General features: G+C 60.8%; 15 protein-coding genes. 10 read left to right on the forward strand and 5 right to left on the reverse strand.

Features of this window, described 5'->3' with window-relative positions; genetic code table 11:
* Positions 1 to 25: 25 nt before the first annotated feature.
* Entirely contained in the window at positions 26 to 721 is a 696-nt protein-coding gene (locus tag ACJ8IL_RS20655; RefSeq protein ID WP_149570456.1) for an N-acetylmannosamine-6-phosphate 2-epimerase, read from the reverse strand.
* Complete coding sequence (locus tag ACJ8IL_RS20660; protein WP_043137742.1) at positions 718 to 2274, reverse strand: PTS transporter subunit EIIC; 1557 nt, start codon at positions 2272 to 2274, stop codon at positions 718 to 720. Before ACJ8IL_RS20660 ends, ACJ8IL_RS20655 begins: the two co-directional genes overlap by 4 nt.
* Positions 2275 to 2441: 167 nt before the next feature.
* Here ACJ8IL_RS20660 and ACJ8IL_RS20665 point away from each other — a divergent pair, with 167 nt between their 5' ends.
* Positions 2442 to 3269 carry a MurR/RpiR family transcriptional regulator gene (locus ACJ8IL_RS20665; RefSeq protein WP_025302249.1) on the forward strand — a complete coding sequence of 276 codons (828 nt, stop codon included), beginning with the start codon at positions 2442 to 2444 and terminating at the stop codon, positions 3267 to 3269.
* On the opposite strand, the gene ACJ8IL_RS20670 is transcribed toward ACJ8IL_RS20665, so the two are convergent.
* Positions 3270 to 3617: a DUF1294 domain-containing protein gene (locus ACJ8IL_RS20670; protein ID WP_025302248.1), complete on the reverse strand. Its 348-nt coding sequence runs from the start codon at positions 3615 to 3617 to the stop codon at positions 3270 to 3272.
* Positions 3618 to 3767: 150 nt separating this feature from the next.
* Here ACJ8IL_RS20670 and ACJ8IL_RS20675 point away from each other — a divergent pair, with 150 nt between their 5' ends.
* Together ACJ8IL_RS20675 and ACJ8IL_RS20680 are read left to right on the forward strand one after the other, a co-directional pair.
* On the forward strand, positions 3768 to 5207 hold the full coding sequence (locus tag ACJ8IL_RS20675) for a DUF2867 domain-containing protein (RefSeq protein ID WP_173889551.1): 1440 nt from the start codon (positions 3768 to 3770) through the stop codon (positions 5205 to 5207).
* Positions 5208 to 5365: 158 nt separating this feature from the next.
* The gene (locus ACJ8IL_RS20680; protein WP_004928393.1) at positions 5366 to 6376 is read left to right on the forward strand and encodes an NAD-dependent epimerase/dehydratase family protein; all 1011 of its coding nucleotides are present in this window, start codon (positions 5366 to 5368) and stop codon (positions 6374 to 6376) included.
* On the opposite strand, the gene ACJ8IL_RS20685 is transcribed toward ACJ8IL_RS20680, so the two are convergent.
* On the reverse strand, positions 6377 to 7213 hold the full coding sequence (locus ACJ8IL_RS20685; RefSeq protein WP_197781473.1) for an N-acetylmuramoyl-L-alanine amidase: 837 nt from the start codon (positions 7211 to 7213) through the stop codon (positions 6377 to 6379).
* Positions 7214 to 7398: 185 nt separating this feature from the next.
* On the opposite strand from ACJ8IL_RS20685, the gene ACJ8IL_RS20690 reads away from it, so the two are divergent.
* Positions 7399 to 8913, forward strand: a complete 1515-nt coding sequence (locus ACJ8IL_RS20690) for a DUF3300 domain-containing protein (RefSeq protein WP_197781472.1) — start codon at positions 7399 to 7401, stop codon at positions 8911 to 8913.
* Between the two features lie 49 nt (positions 8914 to 8962).
* Here the strand turns inward: ACJ8IL_RS20690 and ACJ8IL_RS20695 are convergent, their stop codons facing one another.
* A complete protein-coding gene (locus ACJ8IL_RS20695) occupies positions 8963 to 9286 on the reverse strand; it encodes a heavy metal-binding domain-containing protein (RefSeq protein ID WP_004928400.1) in 324 nt (107 codons plus the stop codon).
* A 159-nt stretch (positions 9287 to 9445) separates the two neighbouring features.
* Here ACJ8IL_RS20695 and ACJ8IL_RS20700 point away from each other — a divergent pair, with 159 nt between their 5' ends.
* The 6 genes from ACJ8IL_RS20700 to artJ (ACJ8IL_RS20725) all read left to right on the forward strand — a co-directional run bounded on the left by ACJ8IL_RS20700 (position 9446) and on the right by artJ (ACJ8IL_RS20725) (position 14073).
* The gene (locus tag ACJ8IL_RS20700) at positions 9446 to 9988 is read left to right on the forward strand and encodes a lipoprotein (protein ID WP_049205965.1); all 543 of its coding nucleotides are present in this window, start codon (positions 9446 to 9448) and stop codon (positions 9986 to 9988) included.
* A gap of 264 nt (positions 9989 to 10252) precedes the next feature.
* The gene (gene artP / locus ACJ8IL_RS20705; RefSeq protein ID WP_142590589.1) at positions 10253 to 10981 is read left to right on the forward strand and encodes an arginine ABC transporter ATP-binding protein ArtP; all 729 of its coding nucleotides are present in this window, start codon (positions 10253 to 10255) and stop codon (positions 10979 to 10981) included.
* Positions 10982 to 11013: 32 nt separating this feature from the next.
* The gene (gene artJ, locus ACJ8IL_RS20710) at positions 11014 to 11745 is read left to right on the forward strand and encodes an arginine ABC transporter substrate-binding protein (protein ID WP_049205963.1); all 732 of its coding nucleotides are present in this window, start codon (positions 11014 to 11016) and stop codon (positions 11743 to 11745) included.
* Between the two features lie 9 nt (positions 11746 to 11754).
* The gene (gene artQ / locus ACJ8IL_RS20715; RefSeq protein WP_025159684.1) at positions 11755 to 12471 is read left to right on the forward strand and encodes an arginine ABC transporter permease ArtQ; all 717 of its coding nucleotides are present in this window, start codon (positions 11755 to 11757) and stop codon (positions 12469 to 12471) included.
* The gene (gene artM, locus ACJ8IL_RS20720) at positions 12471 to 13139 is read left to right on the forward strand and encodes an arginine ABC transporter permease ArtM (protein WP_025302241.1); all 669 of its coding nucleotides are present in this window, start codon (positions 12471 to 12473) and stop codon (positions 13137 to 13139) included. The genes artQ and artM overlap by 1 nt, the downstream gene beginning before the upstream one ends.
* 199 nt (positions 13140 to 13338) lie before the next feature.
* Entirely contained in the window at positions 13339 to 14073 is a 735-nt protein-coding gene (gene artJ, locus ACJ8IL_RS20725; RefSeq protein ID WP_015377297.1) for an arginine ABC transporter substrate-binding protein, read from the forward strand.
* Positions 14074 to 14090 lie beyond the last annotated feature (17 nt).

Below are 14090 nucleotides of genomic sequence, written 5' to 3' on the forward strand. Positions count from 1 at the left end.
CCTCCCCGGTGCGCCGGGGAGCCTCTTATCGCCCGCCGATGGCGTCGACAAAGCGGCGAGTGATCTGTTGCGGGCGGGTAATGGCGCCCCCTACCACCACCGCATGCGCCCCCAACCTCAGGCATCGCGCGGCCATCGCCGGCGTTTCGACATTGCCTTCAGCGATGACCGGCACCGATACCGTCGCCAGCACCGCACGCAGAAAGCTGAAATCGTTATCCGCCAATCGGGCGCCCCGGCTTTCAGCGGTATAGCCGTACAGCGTGGTGCCCACACAGTCGAAGCCCAGCCTGGCGGCCTCTTGCGCCTCCTCCAGAGTGGCGATGTCCGCCATCAGCAACAGCCGGGGATACCTGGCGCGGATCGCGGCGACCAACGCCGCCAGCTGCAACTCCCCCGGCCGCGGGTGGCCGGTGGCGTCCAGCGCGATCATCTGCGGCGCCGCCGCCATCAACTCATCGATTTCACGCAGGGTCGGCGTGATATAGACGTCGCTGCCCGCATAATCGCGCTTTATGATGCCGATGACCGGCAGCGCCACCGTGCGCATGATAGCGTTGACGTCTTCGACGCCGTTGGCGCGGATCGCCGCCGCGCCGCCTTGCTCGGCCGCCAGCGCCATGCGCGACATGATAAAATCGCTGTGCAGCGGCTCGTCGTCCAGCGCCTGGCAAGACACCACCAGGCGCCCCTCAATCTGCTGCAAAATGGAAAGCGTCATAAATCCAACAACTCCTCGACTTCGTTTTTAATGATGGTAACGTGCGGGCCGTAGATCACCTGAACACCGTTGCCGCGAACGATAACCGCCCGTGCGCCGCTGGCCTTCAGCCCGCTTTCGTCCAGCAACCGGCTCTGCTTCACCGTCACGCGCAACCGCGTGGCGCAACAATCCAGTTCGACGATATTCTCTTTGCCGCCCAGCGCCGCCAGCACCTGCTGCGAGCGTTCGGTGCCCGTCATCACCGCTTCCGGCGCAGTTTCCGCCTCGCGCCCCGGCGTTTTAAAGTTGAAGCGCAGGATCAGGAAACGGAACGTGAAGTAGTACAGGAAGAACCAAGGCACACCGACCAGCGGGACGTACATCCAGTGGGTTTTCGCTTCACCCTGCAGCACGCCGAACAGCATGAAATCGATAAAGCCGCCGGAGAACGTCTGGCCGATGGTGATATGCAGGATGTGAGCGATCATGAACGCCAGGCCGTCGAACAGCGCGTGCACCACGTACAGCGCCGGCGCGACAAACAGGAAAGAGAATTCGATAGGTTCGGTGATGCCGGTCAGAAACGAGGTCAGCGCCGCCGACAGCAACAGTCCGCCGACGCGTTTGCGGTTCTCGGGACGCGCACTCTGGTACATCGCCAGGCAGGCACCGACCAGGCCGAACATCATGGTGATAAAACGGCCGGACATGAAACGCGCCGTGCCAATGTAGAACTGCTGAGTATTCGGGTCGGCCAACTGGGCGAAGAAAATGCGTTGTGTGCCTTCCACCAGCTGTCCGTTGATCACTTCGCTGCCGCCAAGCGCGGTGGTCCAAAACGGTAGATAGAAGATGTGATGCAGGCCGAACGGCCCGAGCATGCGCAATACGAAGCCGTAGATAAAGGTCCCGAGATAGCCGCTGGCGTCTACCAGACCGCCCATGCCGAAGATCAACTGTTGGAAATGCGGCCACACCACCGTCATCAGGGCACCGACCGCCATCGCCGCCAGCGAGCTGACGATCGGCACAAAGCGCGAGCCACCAAAAAAACCCAGGAACGGTGGCAGCGCTATCTTGTTATAGCGGCCGTGCAGATACCAGGTCACCAAACCGATGACCACTCCGCCGAACACCCCGGTCTCCAACGTCTGGATCCCGAGAATCGTTCCCTGCCCCACCGCGCCCGCGTTCTGCGTGGCCAGCGTACCGTTGATTTTCAACAGCGCATTGATGGTGGCGTTCATTACCAGATAGGCGATCAGCGAAGCCAGCCCCGCCGTGCCCTTGTCGCTTTTGGCCAGCCCCACCGCCACGCCGACCGCGAACAAGACCGCCAGGTTGGCGAACACGATAGCACCGGCACTGGCCATCACGGTAAATATACTTTGCAACCAGCCGACATCGAGGAAGGGATACGCCTCGACGGTATTGGGATTGGACAGCGCACCGCCGATCCCCAACAGCAGGCCGGCCGCCGGCAGCACGGCGATCGGCAGCATGAACGACTTGCCGAACAGCTGGGCTTTTTCGAACCAACCGCCGGAGCGCGGCAATTCTGGTGTTGACATAAATTTTCCCCCGACATCATTTTTATGATGAAAATTTTTACCACATTAAAATTAATTTAATGAAAATTTTATTCATAACGATGATCGGCTTCACAATCCGTCGATTTCACTGGCGAGCCGCGGCGTCTTTCCGCCACAATAGAAACGGGAATACTCAGAAAGGTAACGTGATGAATACAGGCAACTTGTTATTGCGGCTGCGGCAGGATTTGGCGGGGTACAGCCCCACGCTGCAAAAGCTCGGCAACTATCTTCTTGCGGAGCCTTCCCGCGCCGTTTACCTGACCATCACCGAACTGGCGCGTGAAAGCGCCACCAGCGAAGCCAGCGTCACACGGCTGTGCCGCCATCTCGGCTGCAAAGGCTATACCGAATTTAAAATGGCGCTGGCCCTCAGCTTGCAACAAAGCCAGCCGGAAGCGGCGACGCGCCAAAGCGCGGCGGAAAATTTGGTGGAAGAGAGCGTACAGGCGCTGCGGGATACCGGCGCGCTGTTGGATCCGCAGGCGCTGCAACAGGCGGCGGATAGCCTGCAACGTTGCGCTTCGGTGCAGATTTACGGCGTCGCCGCCAGCGCCATCATCGGCGACTTCCTGCACTACAAGCTGTTGCGCCTCGGCAAACCGGCGCAGCTGTTCAGCGACATGCACCGGGCGGCGATGAATGCAGCCTCGCTGAGTGAGCGGGATCTGCTGATCGTCATCTCCAGCTCCGGCTCAACCAAGGACGTGCTGCATGCGGTGACGTTGGCCAAAGGGCGCGGCGCACGCGTGATCGCCGTCAGCAATACCCAACGCAGCCCGCTGGCCAAGATGGCGGATACGCTGCTGGTGGCGGCTAAACCGGAAGGGCCGCTGACCGCTGGCGCCCTGCCGGCCAAGGTCGGCGCCATGCTGCTGGTGGAGTTGATGATCGCCGAACTGACTCAGCGCGATCCCGCCTACGCTCAGGCGATGCAGGCCACCGCCAGCGCGACTCTGCCGCTGCTGCTGTAGTCAGAAGATCCAGCGGCCGTAAACCCAGTACCACAGCCCCAGCACCGCCGCCAGATTGAGCGCCACGCTGAGGATGAACCAGGTTTTAAACGGCTGCTTCTGGGTTTTGTGGCGAAACAGCTGTTGCGCCAGCAGCGCGCCCAACCAGCCGCCCAGCGCGCCGAACAGCAACAGCGTCGCCTCCGGCACCCGTCGCCACCCTTTGCGCGCCGCCAGCTTATCGCCGCCGTAGATCAGAAACGTCAGCAGGTTGGCCAGCAACAACCACATCCACACCGGATGCGGCGAGAACACACTGGCGATCAGCGCCAGGCCCAGCAGGGCGTAACAAATCACATTGAGCTTCATGGCATCCGGTTTTTCGTGCGATAAGGGGCGCGTAGTGTGAACCTGCGCCAGGATGGATGCAACCGACTTATACCCATACAAAATGTGCATTTAAACCCTGAATTTGGCATCCTGTCGTTCTGCCAATCCTCTACCGCACAAGGCGGCCCGATGACACCCCAACGCGTACTGGTTCTTGGAGCCAGCGGCTATATAGGCCAGAACCTGATCCCGCACCTGATCGAACAGGGGCACCAGATTACCGCCGCCGCGCGGCGCATCGAGTGGCTGCAGGAGCAGAACTGGCCGCAGGTCAACTGCCTGTATGTCGATCTGTACCGCCCGGAAACCCTGAGCGCGGCGCTATGGGAAATCGATACGCTTTACTATCTGGTGCATGCGATGGGCGACGGCGACGACTTTATCGAGAAGGAGCGCCAGGCGGCGGAAAACCTGCGCGACGCGCTGCGCAATGCCAGCGTCAAACAGGTGATCTTCCTCGGCGCGCTGCAGCCGAACGACGACAGCTCACCGCACCTGGCGGCCCGCCGCCTGACCGGCGAGATCTTGCGCCAGAGCGGCGTGCCGGTGACCGAGCTGCGCGCCGGCATCGTCGTCGGCCCCGGCTCTGCGGCGTTCGAAGTGATGCGCGACATGGTCTATAACCTGCCGGTGCTGACGCCGCCGCGCTGGGTGCGCTCGAAGTCGTCGCCGGTGGCGCTGGAGAACCTGCTGGTTTATCTGGCCGATCTGCTGGCGCACCCGGCGCAGGAACACCGCATCTTCGACGTTGCCGGGCCGGAGTACCTCAGCTATCAGGATATGTTCAAACGCTTTATCGCCCTCAGCGGCAAGCGGCGCTGGCTGATCCCGATCCCTTTGCCGACGCGGCTGATTTCGGTGTGGTTCATCAGCCTGATCACCTCGGTGCCGACGCCGATCGCCCGCGCGCTGATCCAGGGGCTGAAGCACGATCTGCCCGCCGACGGCCGGCCGCTGCAGGCCCTGATCCCGCAGCGGCTGCACACCTTTGATCAGGCGGTCGCCACCACGCTGCAGCGCGAACAGGAGGTGGTCGATTCCGCCGACTGGGGCTACGATCCGGCGGCGCGGGCCCGCTGGCGCCCCGGCTACGGTTACTATCCAAAACAGGCCGGTTGTTCGCTGGACACCGCCGCCTCCAGCCAGGCCCTGTGGCAAACGGTGCAGCAGCTGGGGGGCGAAGAAGGCTATTTCTACGCCAATATTCTGTGGCGGATCCGCGCTCGCATGGACGACATGATCGGCAACGGCGTGGTCTACGGCCGCCCGGCGCGCGCGACCCTGGCGCTGGGCGACGAGATCGACGGCTGGAAAGTCATCACGCTGAAGCCGCTGCGGCAACTGGCGCTGCTGTTCGGCATGAAGGCACCGGGGCTGGGGCGGCTGAGCTTCAGCATCACCGATCACGGCGATCGCCGCACGCTGGACGTGCGCGCCTGGTGGCATCCGGCCGGCTTCAGCGGGCTGCTGTATTGGTTCGCCATGATGCCCGCACACCTGTTCATTTTTCGCGGCATGGCGAAGCGCATCGCGACGTTGGCCGAGAACCTGGACCGCCAACAGCGCTGAATGCCGTTCATTTGTCGATCAACCGCACAGTTTGCCGCTGTGCTTCGGGGCTTTCCGATTGCATAGCGCACGAAATCACGGAAGAATGGCATCTTATTTGCTGGGAGCGCCGCAAGCGCCCGCCGGTATTCCGATTTTGGGTGAGAATAGAGTCCGTTATGAAGGTATTGGTCACCGGTGCCACCAGTGGGTTAGGCCGTAACGCCGTTGAATATCTGCGCCGCCAGGGCATCAAAGTGCGCGCCACTGGCCGCAACCAGGCGATGGGCGGCCTGCTGGAAAAAATGGGCGCGGAGTTCATTCATGCCGATCTCACCAACCTGATCTCTTCGCAGGCCAAAGCGATGCTGGCGGACGTCGATGTGCTGTGGCACTGCTCCAGCTTTACCTCGCCCTGGGGCACCGAAGAAGCCTTCGAACTGGCCAACGTCCGCGCTACCCGCCGCCTCGGCGAATGGGCGGCGGCCTATGGCGTGGCGCAGTTCATTCACATCTCTTCCCCGGCGATCTATTTCGACTACCACCATCACCGCAACGTAACCGAAGACTTTCGCCCGCAGCGTTACGCCAACGAGTTCGCGCGCAGCAAGGCCGCCGGCGAGCAGGTGATCCAGCAATTGGCGCTGTCCAATCCGCAGACCCATTTCACCATTTTGCGCCCGCAGGGCCTGTTCGGGCCGCACGACAAGGTGATGCTGCCGCGGTTGCTGCAGATGATCAAACGCTACGGCAACCTGCTGCTGCCGCGCGGCGGCGCGGCGATGGTGGACATGACCTATCTGGAGAACGCGGTGCACGCCATGTGGCTGGCGACGCTAAAAGAAGATACGCCGTCCGGCCGCGCCTACAACATCACCAACCAGCAGCCGCGTCCGCTTCGCACCGTGGTGCAGCAGTTGATCGACGATTTGGGCATGAAGTGCCGCATCCGCTCCGTCCCCTACCCGATGCTAGACATGATGGCGCGCGGCATGGAGCGCCTGGGCAGCAAAAGCGAAAAGGAGCCGGTGCTGACCCACTACGGCGTCGCCAAACTCAACTTCGACCTCACGCTCGATACCACCCGCGCGCAGCAAGAGCTGGGCTATCAGCCGATCGTCTCGCTGGAAGAAGGCATCGCGCGCACCGCCCGCTGGCTGAAAGATCACGGCAAACTGCACGGCCTGTAATCAACGCGCCGCGCCGTACTTCACCAGCAGCGCATCGATAATCGCCTCACTCTCTGCATCCGGCTTACCGCGAACATCGTCGGGCCGGAAATGCATCTGAAATGCCGCCAGCACATTGCGCTGCTGCCACGCATCCCACGACGGGTCGATCGCGTAGCCGTAACGCGCCAGCTTTTCGAGCAGCGGCGCCATCGGTACCGGCGCATGGCGATCGCGCCCCGCCAGCAACCGCTGCACGTCCCGTTCATCCGGCCAGGCGCCGATGCCGGCCTGCGCCAGCTGCCGCCAGGGGAACAGCGGGCCGGGATCCTGTTTGCGCTGCGGCGCGATGTCGCTGTGCCCCACCACGTCCTGCGGCTGAATGCCATAGCGTTGGATGATGTCGCGGCTCAGCGGGATCAGCACGGCGATCTGCTCCGCCGTATAAGGCTGCCAATGGGTGAACAGCATGCTGCGGGTGAACCCCTTGTTGACGATTTCGATGCCGATCGAGGTGTCGTTGAGGTTGCTGCGGCCGCGCCAGGCGCTGGCGCCGGCATGCCAGGCGCGCATCGCTTCCGGCACCAGCCGGTACACCGTCGGTTTGCCGTGTTCGCGCTGCGGATGCGCCGGCAACAGGTAGTGTGCGCTGACGTGTTCATCGGTCAGCGTTTTCAGCGATGAATGAAAGTCTTCCGCCGTATAGTGCATCACCAGAAACCGAATGCGCCGATCGGCGCCCTGCGCCTGATGCAAGGTTTCGAGCTGGTAAGCGCCACGATCGACGAGCGTGTCCTGCTGCGGATTTTGGCATCCCGCCAACAGCGCGGCGGCGATGATCCCTGGCCAAATTTTCACTTATCCTCCTGATTGACGTCCGTGAGATGTAACGCGACGCGATTGACCTGTATCCAATCATCACGTTCGTCGAGAAATGATGACAGACAACGCCGATGTGCAAGCGAGTGTTGCTCCCGACTGGCGGCCTTTCCCGCCCATGATAGTCTCAAAGTATCATCTGCGCCGAAAGAGCGGAGTCGAACATGTTGACGCCACGCTATCTGTCCTGGTTGCTCTGTGCCGCCATGCTGCCGCTCAGCGGCTGCGATCGGCAAAAAGTCGCTGACGCGATGGGGGCAAGCGCACCGTCCCCGGCCGCGCCCATCGCGAGTGCCAGTACGCCGGCCTATACGCCGCTGACTGCCGACCAGCTGTACCAGTTGGTCAGCCCGGTGGCGCTGTTCCCCGACAAGCTGCTGGCGCAGGTGTTGGCCGGCGCGGGTTATCCTGACCAAATCAACGCCGCGGATGCCTGGCTGGCGCAAAACCGCGGGTTGCAACCGGCGGCGCTCAGCTCGGCGGCCGACGCTCAGCCCTGGGATCCCAGCGTGCGCGGCCTGGTGCAATTCCCCGACGTGCTCGATCAAATGGCGAAAAACATCCCCTGGACCACCGCCCTGGGCAGCGCCTACCTGAACGATCCCACCGACGTGATGAACGCCATTCAGGTGATGCGTCAACGGGCGGCCAGCCAAGGCACGCTGAAAAACACCCCGCAGCAGCGCATCGTCGTGGCCCCCACCACCCGTTACGTTGAGCAGCAGCCCTATCGCCAGCGCGTGGTAGCGGCGCCGGGCGAAACCATCGTCATCGAACCCAGCCAGCCGGATACGGTTTACGTCCCGCATTACGATCCCTGGGTGGCCTACGGCACGCCGATCCCAGCCTATCCGAGCTATCGGTATCAACCTTCGGGCTACAGCGGCAGCGACATGTTGGCGGCCGGCGTGATCAGCTTCGGTGTCGGCATTGCGGTCGCCTCATTGTTCAATCAGCACAACAGCGGCTGGCACAACTGGGATATGCGCTGGGACGATCGACGCCAACCGGTGGTCTACCGCGATGCGCCCTACGTATCGCATTCCACCACCGTGGTGAATCGCGTCACCAACATCAATCAATATAACAACGTGAACAATGTGAATCGCAGCACCCATACAGTGAATAACTACAACAATACGACCGCCGCACCGACGCCGCATTTCAACCCGCCGACGCCTAACGCGCAGCCGCGCGTCGCGCCTGCGGCCCATGCGCCGATGACCCTGCCAACCTTTGCACACACCCAGCCGGTAGCGGCCGCGCCGCACGTGCAACAGTCGGTCAACGCGCCCCATGTGCAACAACCGAGGAGCATGCCGACGTTCACACATACCGCGCCGGCAGCGCCCCACGCGCAGCAGCCGATGGCCGTGCATGCGGCTCCGGTACAGACGCATCCGATGCAGACCGCCGCGCCAGTGCATCAATCCGCCGTGCGGCCACAGGTTCAGGTCGCGCCGCACGCTGCGCCGCCGATAGTTCGTGAACCGGCAGCGCCACAGCATCCGACGATAGAAAGCCCGTTGGCAGTGCCGCAAGCGCGCATCATGCCGCATCCTGCCCCGGCGCCGCAGATCCATCAGCCGCCCGTTCAGCCGATGCCGCATCGCCAAGCGCCGGCGCCGGTGAAACCGCAGGAACACCGCCCGATCGTCGAGCAGCACAAGGTGGGATGAACCTACAGGATGTCGCCCCGGCGGAACGGCCGGGGCGCAGGGAATGGCGTTAGCGGCTGACTTTCACCGCGGTGCCGCTGACGGTCACCATCAGCATGCTGCCGTCTTTACCTACGGTTTCATAATCGATATCAATGCCGACCACCGCGTTGGCGCCCAGCTCTTTTGCCTGATCTTCCAGCTCTTCGAACGCAATCAAGCGCGCCTTGCGCAGCTCTTTCTCATAAGCGCCCGAGCGGCCACCGACGATATCGCGCACGCCGGCGAAGAAATCACGAAAAATGTTGGCGCCGAGGATCGCTTCGCCGGTGACGACGCCGCAGTATTCGGTGATGGTGAACCCTTCCAGGGTCGGGGTAGTTGAAAGCTGCATCAGAACTCCTTGTTTGATTAATTCAACGTATCTATGACCAGAAGATTGGCGTTATGTTCGCTTAATCAATGGCACGCAGTACGAATGCAAGGCCAAAAAACGCATTTATACTGTAAGCTATCGGTCTTCATGGTAGAGACTTTCACATAAGGTAATAAGATGAAAACAAAAACGATTGCGGCTGTTTTACCCTTAGCGCTGTTGCTGAGTGCCTGTACCACGGTGGAACCGGCATACAAGGATATCGGCACCCGCAGCGGCAGCTGTGTGGAAGGCGGCCCGGATACGGTCGCGCAAAAGTTCTATGACCTGCGCATCCAGCAAGGCTCCAGCCTGCCGGACAGCAACCGCCTGGCGCAGCTGCAGCCTTATCTGAGCAAAGTGCTGTATCAGGATCTGGTCAGCGCCGCTCAAAATCCGGGCAAGCATCAGATAACCGGCGATCTGTTCTCCGGCAATGCGCAAGGGCCAAGCAGCGCCTCCGTCGCCAGCGCCTCGACCATTCCTAACACCGATGCGAAAAATATTCCGCTGCGCGTCGACTTAAGCTATCAAAAAGACGCCAACAGCACCGTGAACTGGCAGGACGAAGTGCTGATGGTGCGCGAAGGTACCTGCTGGGTGGTTGATGATATTCGCTACCTGAATGTTCCAGCACACGCCACCAACGGCAGCGTGCGCCAGGTGCTGGAAAACCAGTAACCCGCGATACCCCGGCCGACGCGGGCTTGCCGCGTCGGTCATCCCCGCCGTCAGTCAACAGCTCAAATTTCGTCCAATAGAAAAAATTTCGCTACCGATATCACAGCCTGCGCCACAAATCCCCTCCCTCGGCCTGAGTCGCGGTATCTTGTGCTAATCTTTTACTTTCCCGCCGCACACTCATAAATTTTAACGCACAAAGATTGCATAAGTATTCTGTGGAAGTTAACATTTGCGGCATCAATGTCTATTCAATTCTGGCGCATGAGTATTCAACTTAACGGTATCAATTGCTATTACGGCGCTCACCAGGCGCTGTTTGACATCACGCTGGATTGTCCAGCTGGGGAAACCCTGGTGCTGCTTGGCCCAAGCGGCGCCGGGAAAAGCTCATTGCTGCGGGTGCTAAACCTGCTGGAAATGCCGCGTTCGGGCCAACTGCAGATCGCCGGCAACCAATTCGACTTCAAACAGGCGCCGGGCGAGAAAGCCATTCGCGAACTGCGTCAAAACGTCGGCATGGTTTTCCAGCAATACAACCTGTGGCCTCACCTCACTGTGGTCCAGAACCTGATCGAGGCGCCTTGCCGCGTACTGGGTCTGACCAAGGCTCAGGCGATGGAGCGCGCCGACAAGCTGCTCAAGCGTCTGCGCCTGACCGACTTCGCCGATCGCTTCCCGCTGCACCTTTCCGGCGGCCAGCAGCAGCGCGTGGCGATCGCCCGCGCCCTGATGATGGAACCGCAGGTGCTGCTGTTCGATGAACCGACTGCGGCGCTGGATCCGGAAATCACCGCTCAGATCGTTAGCATCATTCGCGAACTGGCCGGCACCGGCATCACGCAGGTGATCGTCACCCACGAAGTGGAAGTGGCGCGCAAGACCGCCAGCCGCGTGGTGTACATGGAAAACGGCCACGTTGTGGAGCAAGGCGACAGCAGCCACTTTGCGCAGCCACAGACCACCGAGTTTGCCAACTACTTATCACACTAACAATTAACTTGCTGTAATTTGGGGATTTTGCGATGAAAAAACTAATAATCGCCGCCGTTCTGGCCGGCATCAGCGTTTCCGCCTCCGCAGCCGAAACCATCCGTTTCGCTACCGAAGCCTCCTATCCTCCATTTGAATTTATTGACGCCAGCAACAAGATTCAGGGTTTTGATGTCGATCTGGCCAACGCACTGTGCAAAGAGATGCAGGCCGAGTGCACCTTCACCAACCAGGCGTTCGACAGCCTGATCCCTAGTCTGAAGTTCAAGCGTTTTGATGCGGTCATGGCCGGCATGGACATTACACCGGAACGTGAAAAGCAGGTGCTGTTCACTAAGCCGTACTACGATAACTCGGCGCTGTTCATCGCGCAGAAAGGCAAAATCGCCGACGTGACGGCGCTGAAAGGCAAGAAGGTGGGCGTGCAAAACGGCACCACCCACCAGAAATACCTGACCGACAAGCACCCGGAAATCACCACCGTGCCTTACGACAGCTACCAGAACGCCATTTTGGATCTGAAGAATGGCCGCGTTGATGCGGTGTTCGGCGATACCGCGGTGGTCAACGAGTGGCTGAAGCAGAATGACGCGCTGGCGGCAGTGGGCGCCAAAGTGACGGATAAAGACTACTTCGGCACCGGCCTCGGCATCGCGGTGCGCCAAAAGAATACCGATCTGCAGGGCAAGTTCAATGCCGCTCTGGACAAGATTAAGCAGGATGGGACCTATGAAACCATCTACAAAAAATGGTTCCAGCAGTAATACGCCCCGATGAATGAATTACAACCTTTAGCAAGCGCCGCCGGCATGACCGTCGGCCTTGCCGTTTGCGCCCTGATCCTCGGGCTGATTCTGGCGATGCTGTTCGCCGTATGGGAATCGTCCCGCTGGAAAGCGGTCAGCTGGCTCGGCACCGCCTGGGTGACCGTGCTGCGCGGCCTGCCGGAAATCCTGGTGGTGCTGTTTATCTATTTCGGCTCGTCGCAGCTGCTGCTGATGCTCTCCGACGGCTTTACCCTCAACCTCGGTCTGTTCCAGTTGCCGATCCAGTTGGCGATCGACAATTTCGAAGTCAGTCCGTTCCTGTGCGGGGTGATCGCTCTGGCCCTGCTCTATTCCGCCTACGCTTCGCAGACGCTGCGCGGCGCACTCAAAGCGGTGCCACAGGGGCAGTGGGAATCCGGCCAGGCGCTGGGACTGGGTAAGGCGGCGATCTTCTTTCGCCTGATCATGCCGCAGATGTGGCGCCACGCCCTGCCCGGCCTCGGCAACCAGTGGCTGGTGTTGCTGAAAGACACCGCGCTGGTGTCGCTGATCAGCGTGAACGATCTGATGCTGCAAACCAAGAGCATCGCCACCCGCACCCAGGAGCCTTTTACCTGGTATGTGATCGCGGCGGCCATCTACCTGCTGGTGACGCTGTTCAGCCAATACGTCATCAAACGCATTGAGCTGCGCGCCACGCGCTTTGAGCGGGGGCCGGTCTGATGATTGAGTATTTACCGGAAATCCTCAAAGGGCTGCATACCAGCCTAACCCTGACCGTCGCCGCGCTGATCGTCGCGCTGCTGCTGTCGCTGCTGCTGACGGTGATCCTGACGCTGAAAACGCCGATCCTGACGCCGCTGGTCAAGATCTACGTGACGCTGTTCACCGGCACGCCGCTGCTGGTGCAGATCTTCCTGATCTACTATGGCCCCGGCCAGTTCCCGGCGATCCGCGACTACCCGTGGCTGTGGAACCTGCTGTCGCAGCCCTGGCTGTGCGCGATGATTGCGCTGGCGCTGAACAGCGCGGCCTACACCACGCAGCTGTTCTACGGTGCGGTGCGCGCCATTCCCGCCGGGCAGTGGCAGTCGTGCGAAGCGCTGGGCATGTCGCGCCGGCAGACGCTGCGCATCCTGTTGCCGTTCGCCTTCAAACGTGCGCTATCGTCTTATTCCAACGAAGTGGTGCTGGTGTTCAAAAGCACCTCGCTGGCCTACACCATCACGCTGATGGAAGTGATGGGCTACAGCCAGCTGATGTATGGCCGTACCTACGACGTCATGGTGTTCGGCGCCGCGGGCCTGGTGTACCTGTGCGTCAACGGCCTGCTGACGCTGCTGATGCGGCTGGTAGAGCGTCGCGCGCTGGCGTTTGAGCGCCGCAACTGAGACCGCCTCTCCCCATGAGCCCCGCCATCGTGCGGGGCTTTTTTTATCTCTGCGGCAATATTTAATCATTTATATTGCATTTTAATTCACTCGATGGCAGGGTTATCAGCATGCGCACACGCAAAAAACTCTGGCGTTCACCAGTAAAAACAAACGATAGCGAATAATCACTTTCAGGATCCAGACAGGAGCTCTACGCATGAAAAAACTGCTGCTTGCCGCGACGATGTTGGCCGGGATGACCTTTAACGCCACCGCGGCCGAGACCATCCGCTTCGCCGCCTCCGCCACCTACCCGCCGTTCGAATCGCTGGACGCCAACAACCAGATCGTCGGCTTCGATATCGATCTGGCCAACGCGCTGTGCAAACAGATGCAGGCGCAGTGCACCTTCACCAATCAGGCGTTCGACAGCCTGATCGCCGCGCTGAAATTCAAGAAATACGATGCGGTGATTTCCGGTATGGACATCACGCCGGAACGCAGCAAACAGGTCGCTTTCACCCAGCCTTACTACGCCAACTCGGCGATCGTGATCGCGCAAAAAGGCAAGTTCAGCTCGCTGGCGGATCTGAAAGGCAAAAAGCTCGGCATGGAAAACGGCACCACCCACCAGAAATACATGCAGGACAAGCACCCGGAGATTAACACCGTCTCTTACGACAGCTACCAGAACGCCATTCTGGAGCTGAAAAACGGCCGTATCGACGGCGTGTTCGGCGACACCGCCGTGGTGAACGAGTGGCTGAAAACCAACCCGCAGCTGGCGCCGGTCGGCGAGCACATCACCGATGCACAATACTTCGGCACCGGCCTCGGCATCGCGGTGCGCCCCGACAACCAGGCGCTGCTGGCCAAGCTGAACGCCGCGCTGGACGCCATCAAGGCCGACGGCACCTACAAGGCCATCAACGACAAATGGTTCCCGCAATAAGCAATAAGGCCCGGATA

It is taken from the genome of Serratia sp. CY47444 (genome assembly GCF_052168635.1).
Taxonomy (GTDB): domain Bacteria; phylum Pseudomonadota; class Gammaproteobacteria; order Enterobacterales; family Enterobacteriaceae; genus Serratia; species Serratia bockelmannii.

Bases quoted from the DNA above. Each gene is read 5' to 3' on its own strand.
- ACJ8IL_RS20680 (WP_004928393.1), top strand. From the start codon at position 5,366: ATGAAGGTATTGGTCACCGGTGCCACCAGTGGGTTAGGCCGTAACGCC.
- artQ (WP_025159684.1), top strand. From the start codon at position 11,755: ATGAATGAATTACAACCTTTAGCAAGCGCCGCCGGCATGACCGTCGGC.
- ACJ8IL_RS20675 (WP_173889551.1), top strand. From the start codon at position 3,768: ATGACACCCCAACGCGTACTGGTTCTTGGAGCCAGCGGCTATATAGGC.
- artM (WP_025302241.1), top strand. From the start codon at position 12,471: ATGATTGAGTATTTACCGGAAATCCTCAAAGGGCTGCATACCAGCCTA.
- artJ (WP_049205963.1), top strand. From the start codon at position 11,014: ATGAAAAAACTAATAATCGCCGCCGTTCTGGCCGGCATCAGCGTTTCC.
- ACJ8IL_RS20660 (WP_043137742.1), bottom strand. From the start codon at position 2,274: ATGTCAACACCAGAATTGCCGCGCTCCGGCGGTTGGTTCGAAAAAGCC.
- ACJ8IL_RS20655 (WP_149570456.1), bottom strand. From the start codon at position 721: ATGACGCTTTCCATTTTGCAGCAGATTGAGGGGCGCCTGGTGGTGTCT.
- ACJ8IL_RS20700 (WP_049205965.1), top strand. From the start codon at position 9,446: ATGAAAACAAAAACGATTGCGGCTGTTTTACCCTTAGCGCTGTTGCTG.
- artJ (WP_015377297.1), top strand. From the start codon at position 13,339: ATGAAAAAACTGCTGCTTGCCGCGACGATGTTGGCCGGGATGACCTTT.
- ACJ8IL_RS20695 (WP_004928400.1), bottom strand. From the start codon at position 9,286: ATGCAGCTTTCAACTACCCCGACCCTGGAAGGGTTCACCATCACCGAA.
- ACJ8IL_RS20670 (WP_025302248.1), bottom strand. From the start codon at position 3,617: ATGAAGCTCAATGTGATTTGTTACGCCCTGCTGGGCCTGGCGCTGATC.
- ACJ8IL_RS20690 (WP_197781472.1), top strand. From the start codon at position 7,399: ATGTTGACGCCACGCTATCTGTCCTGGTTGCTCTGTGCCGCCATGCTG.
- artP (WP_142590589.1), top strand. From the start codon at position 10,253: ATGAGTATTCAACTTAACGGTATCAATTGCTATTACGGCGCTCACCAG.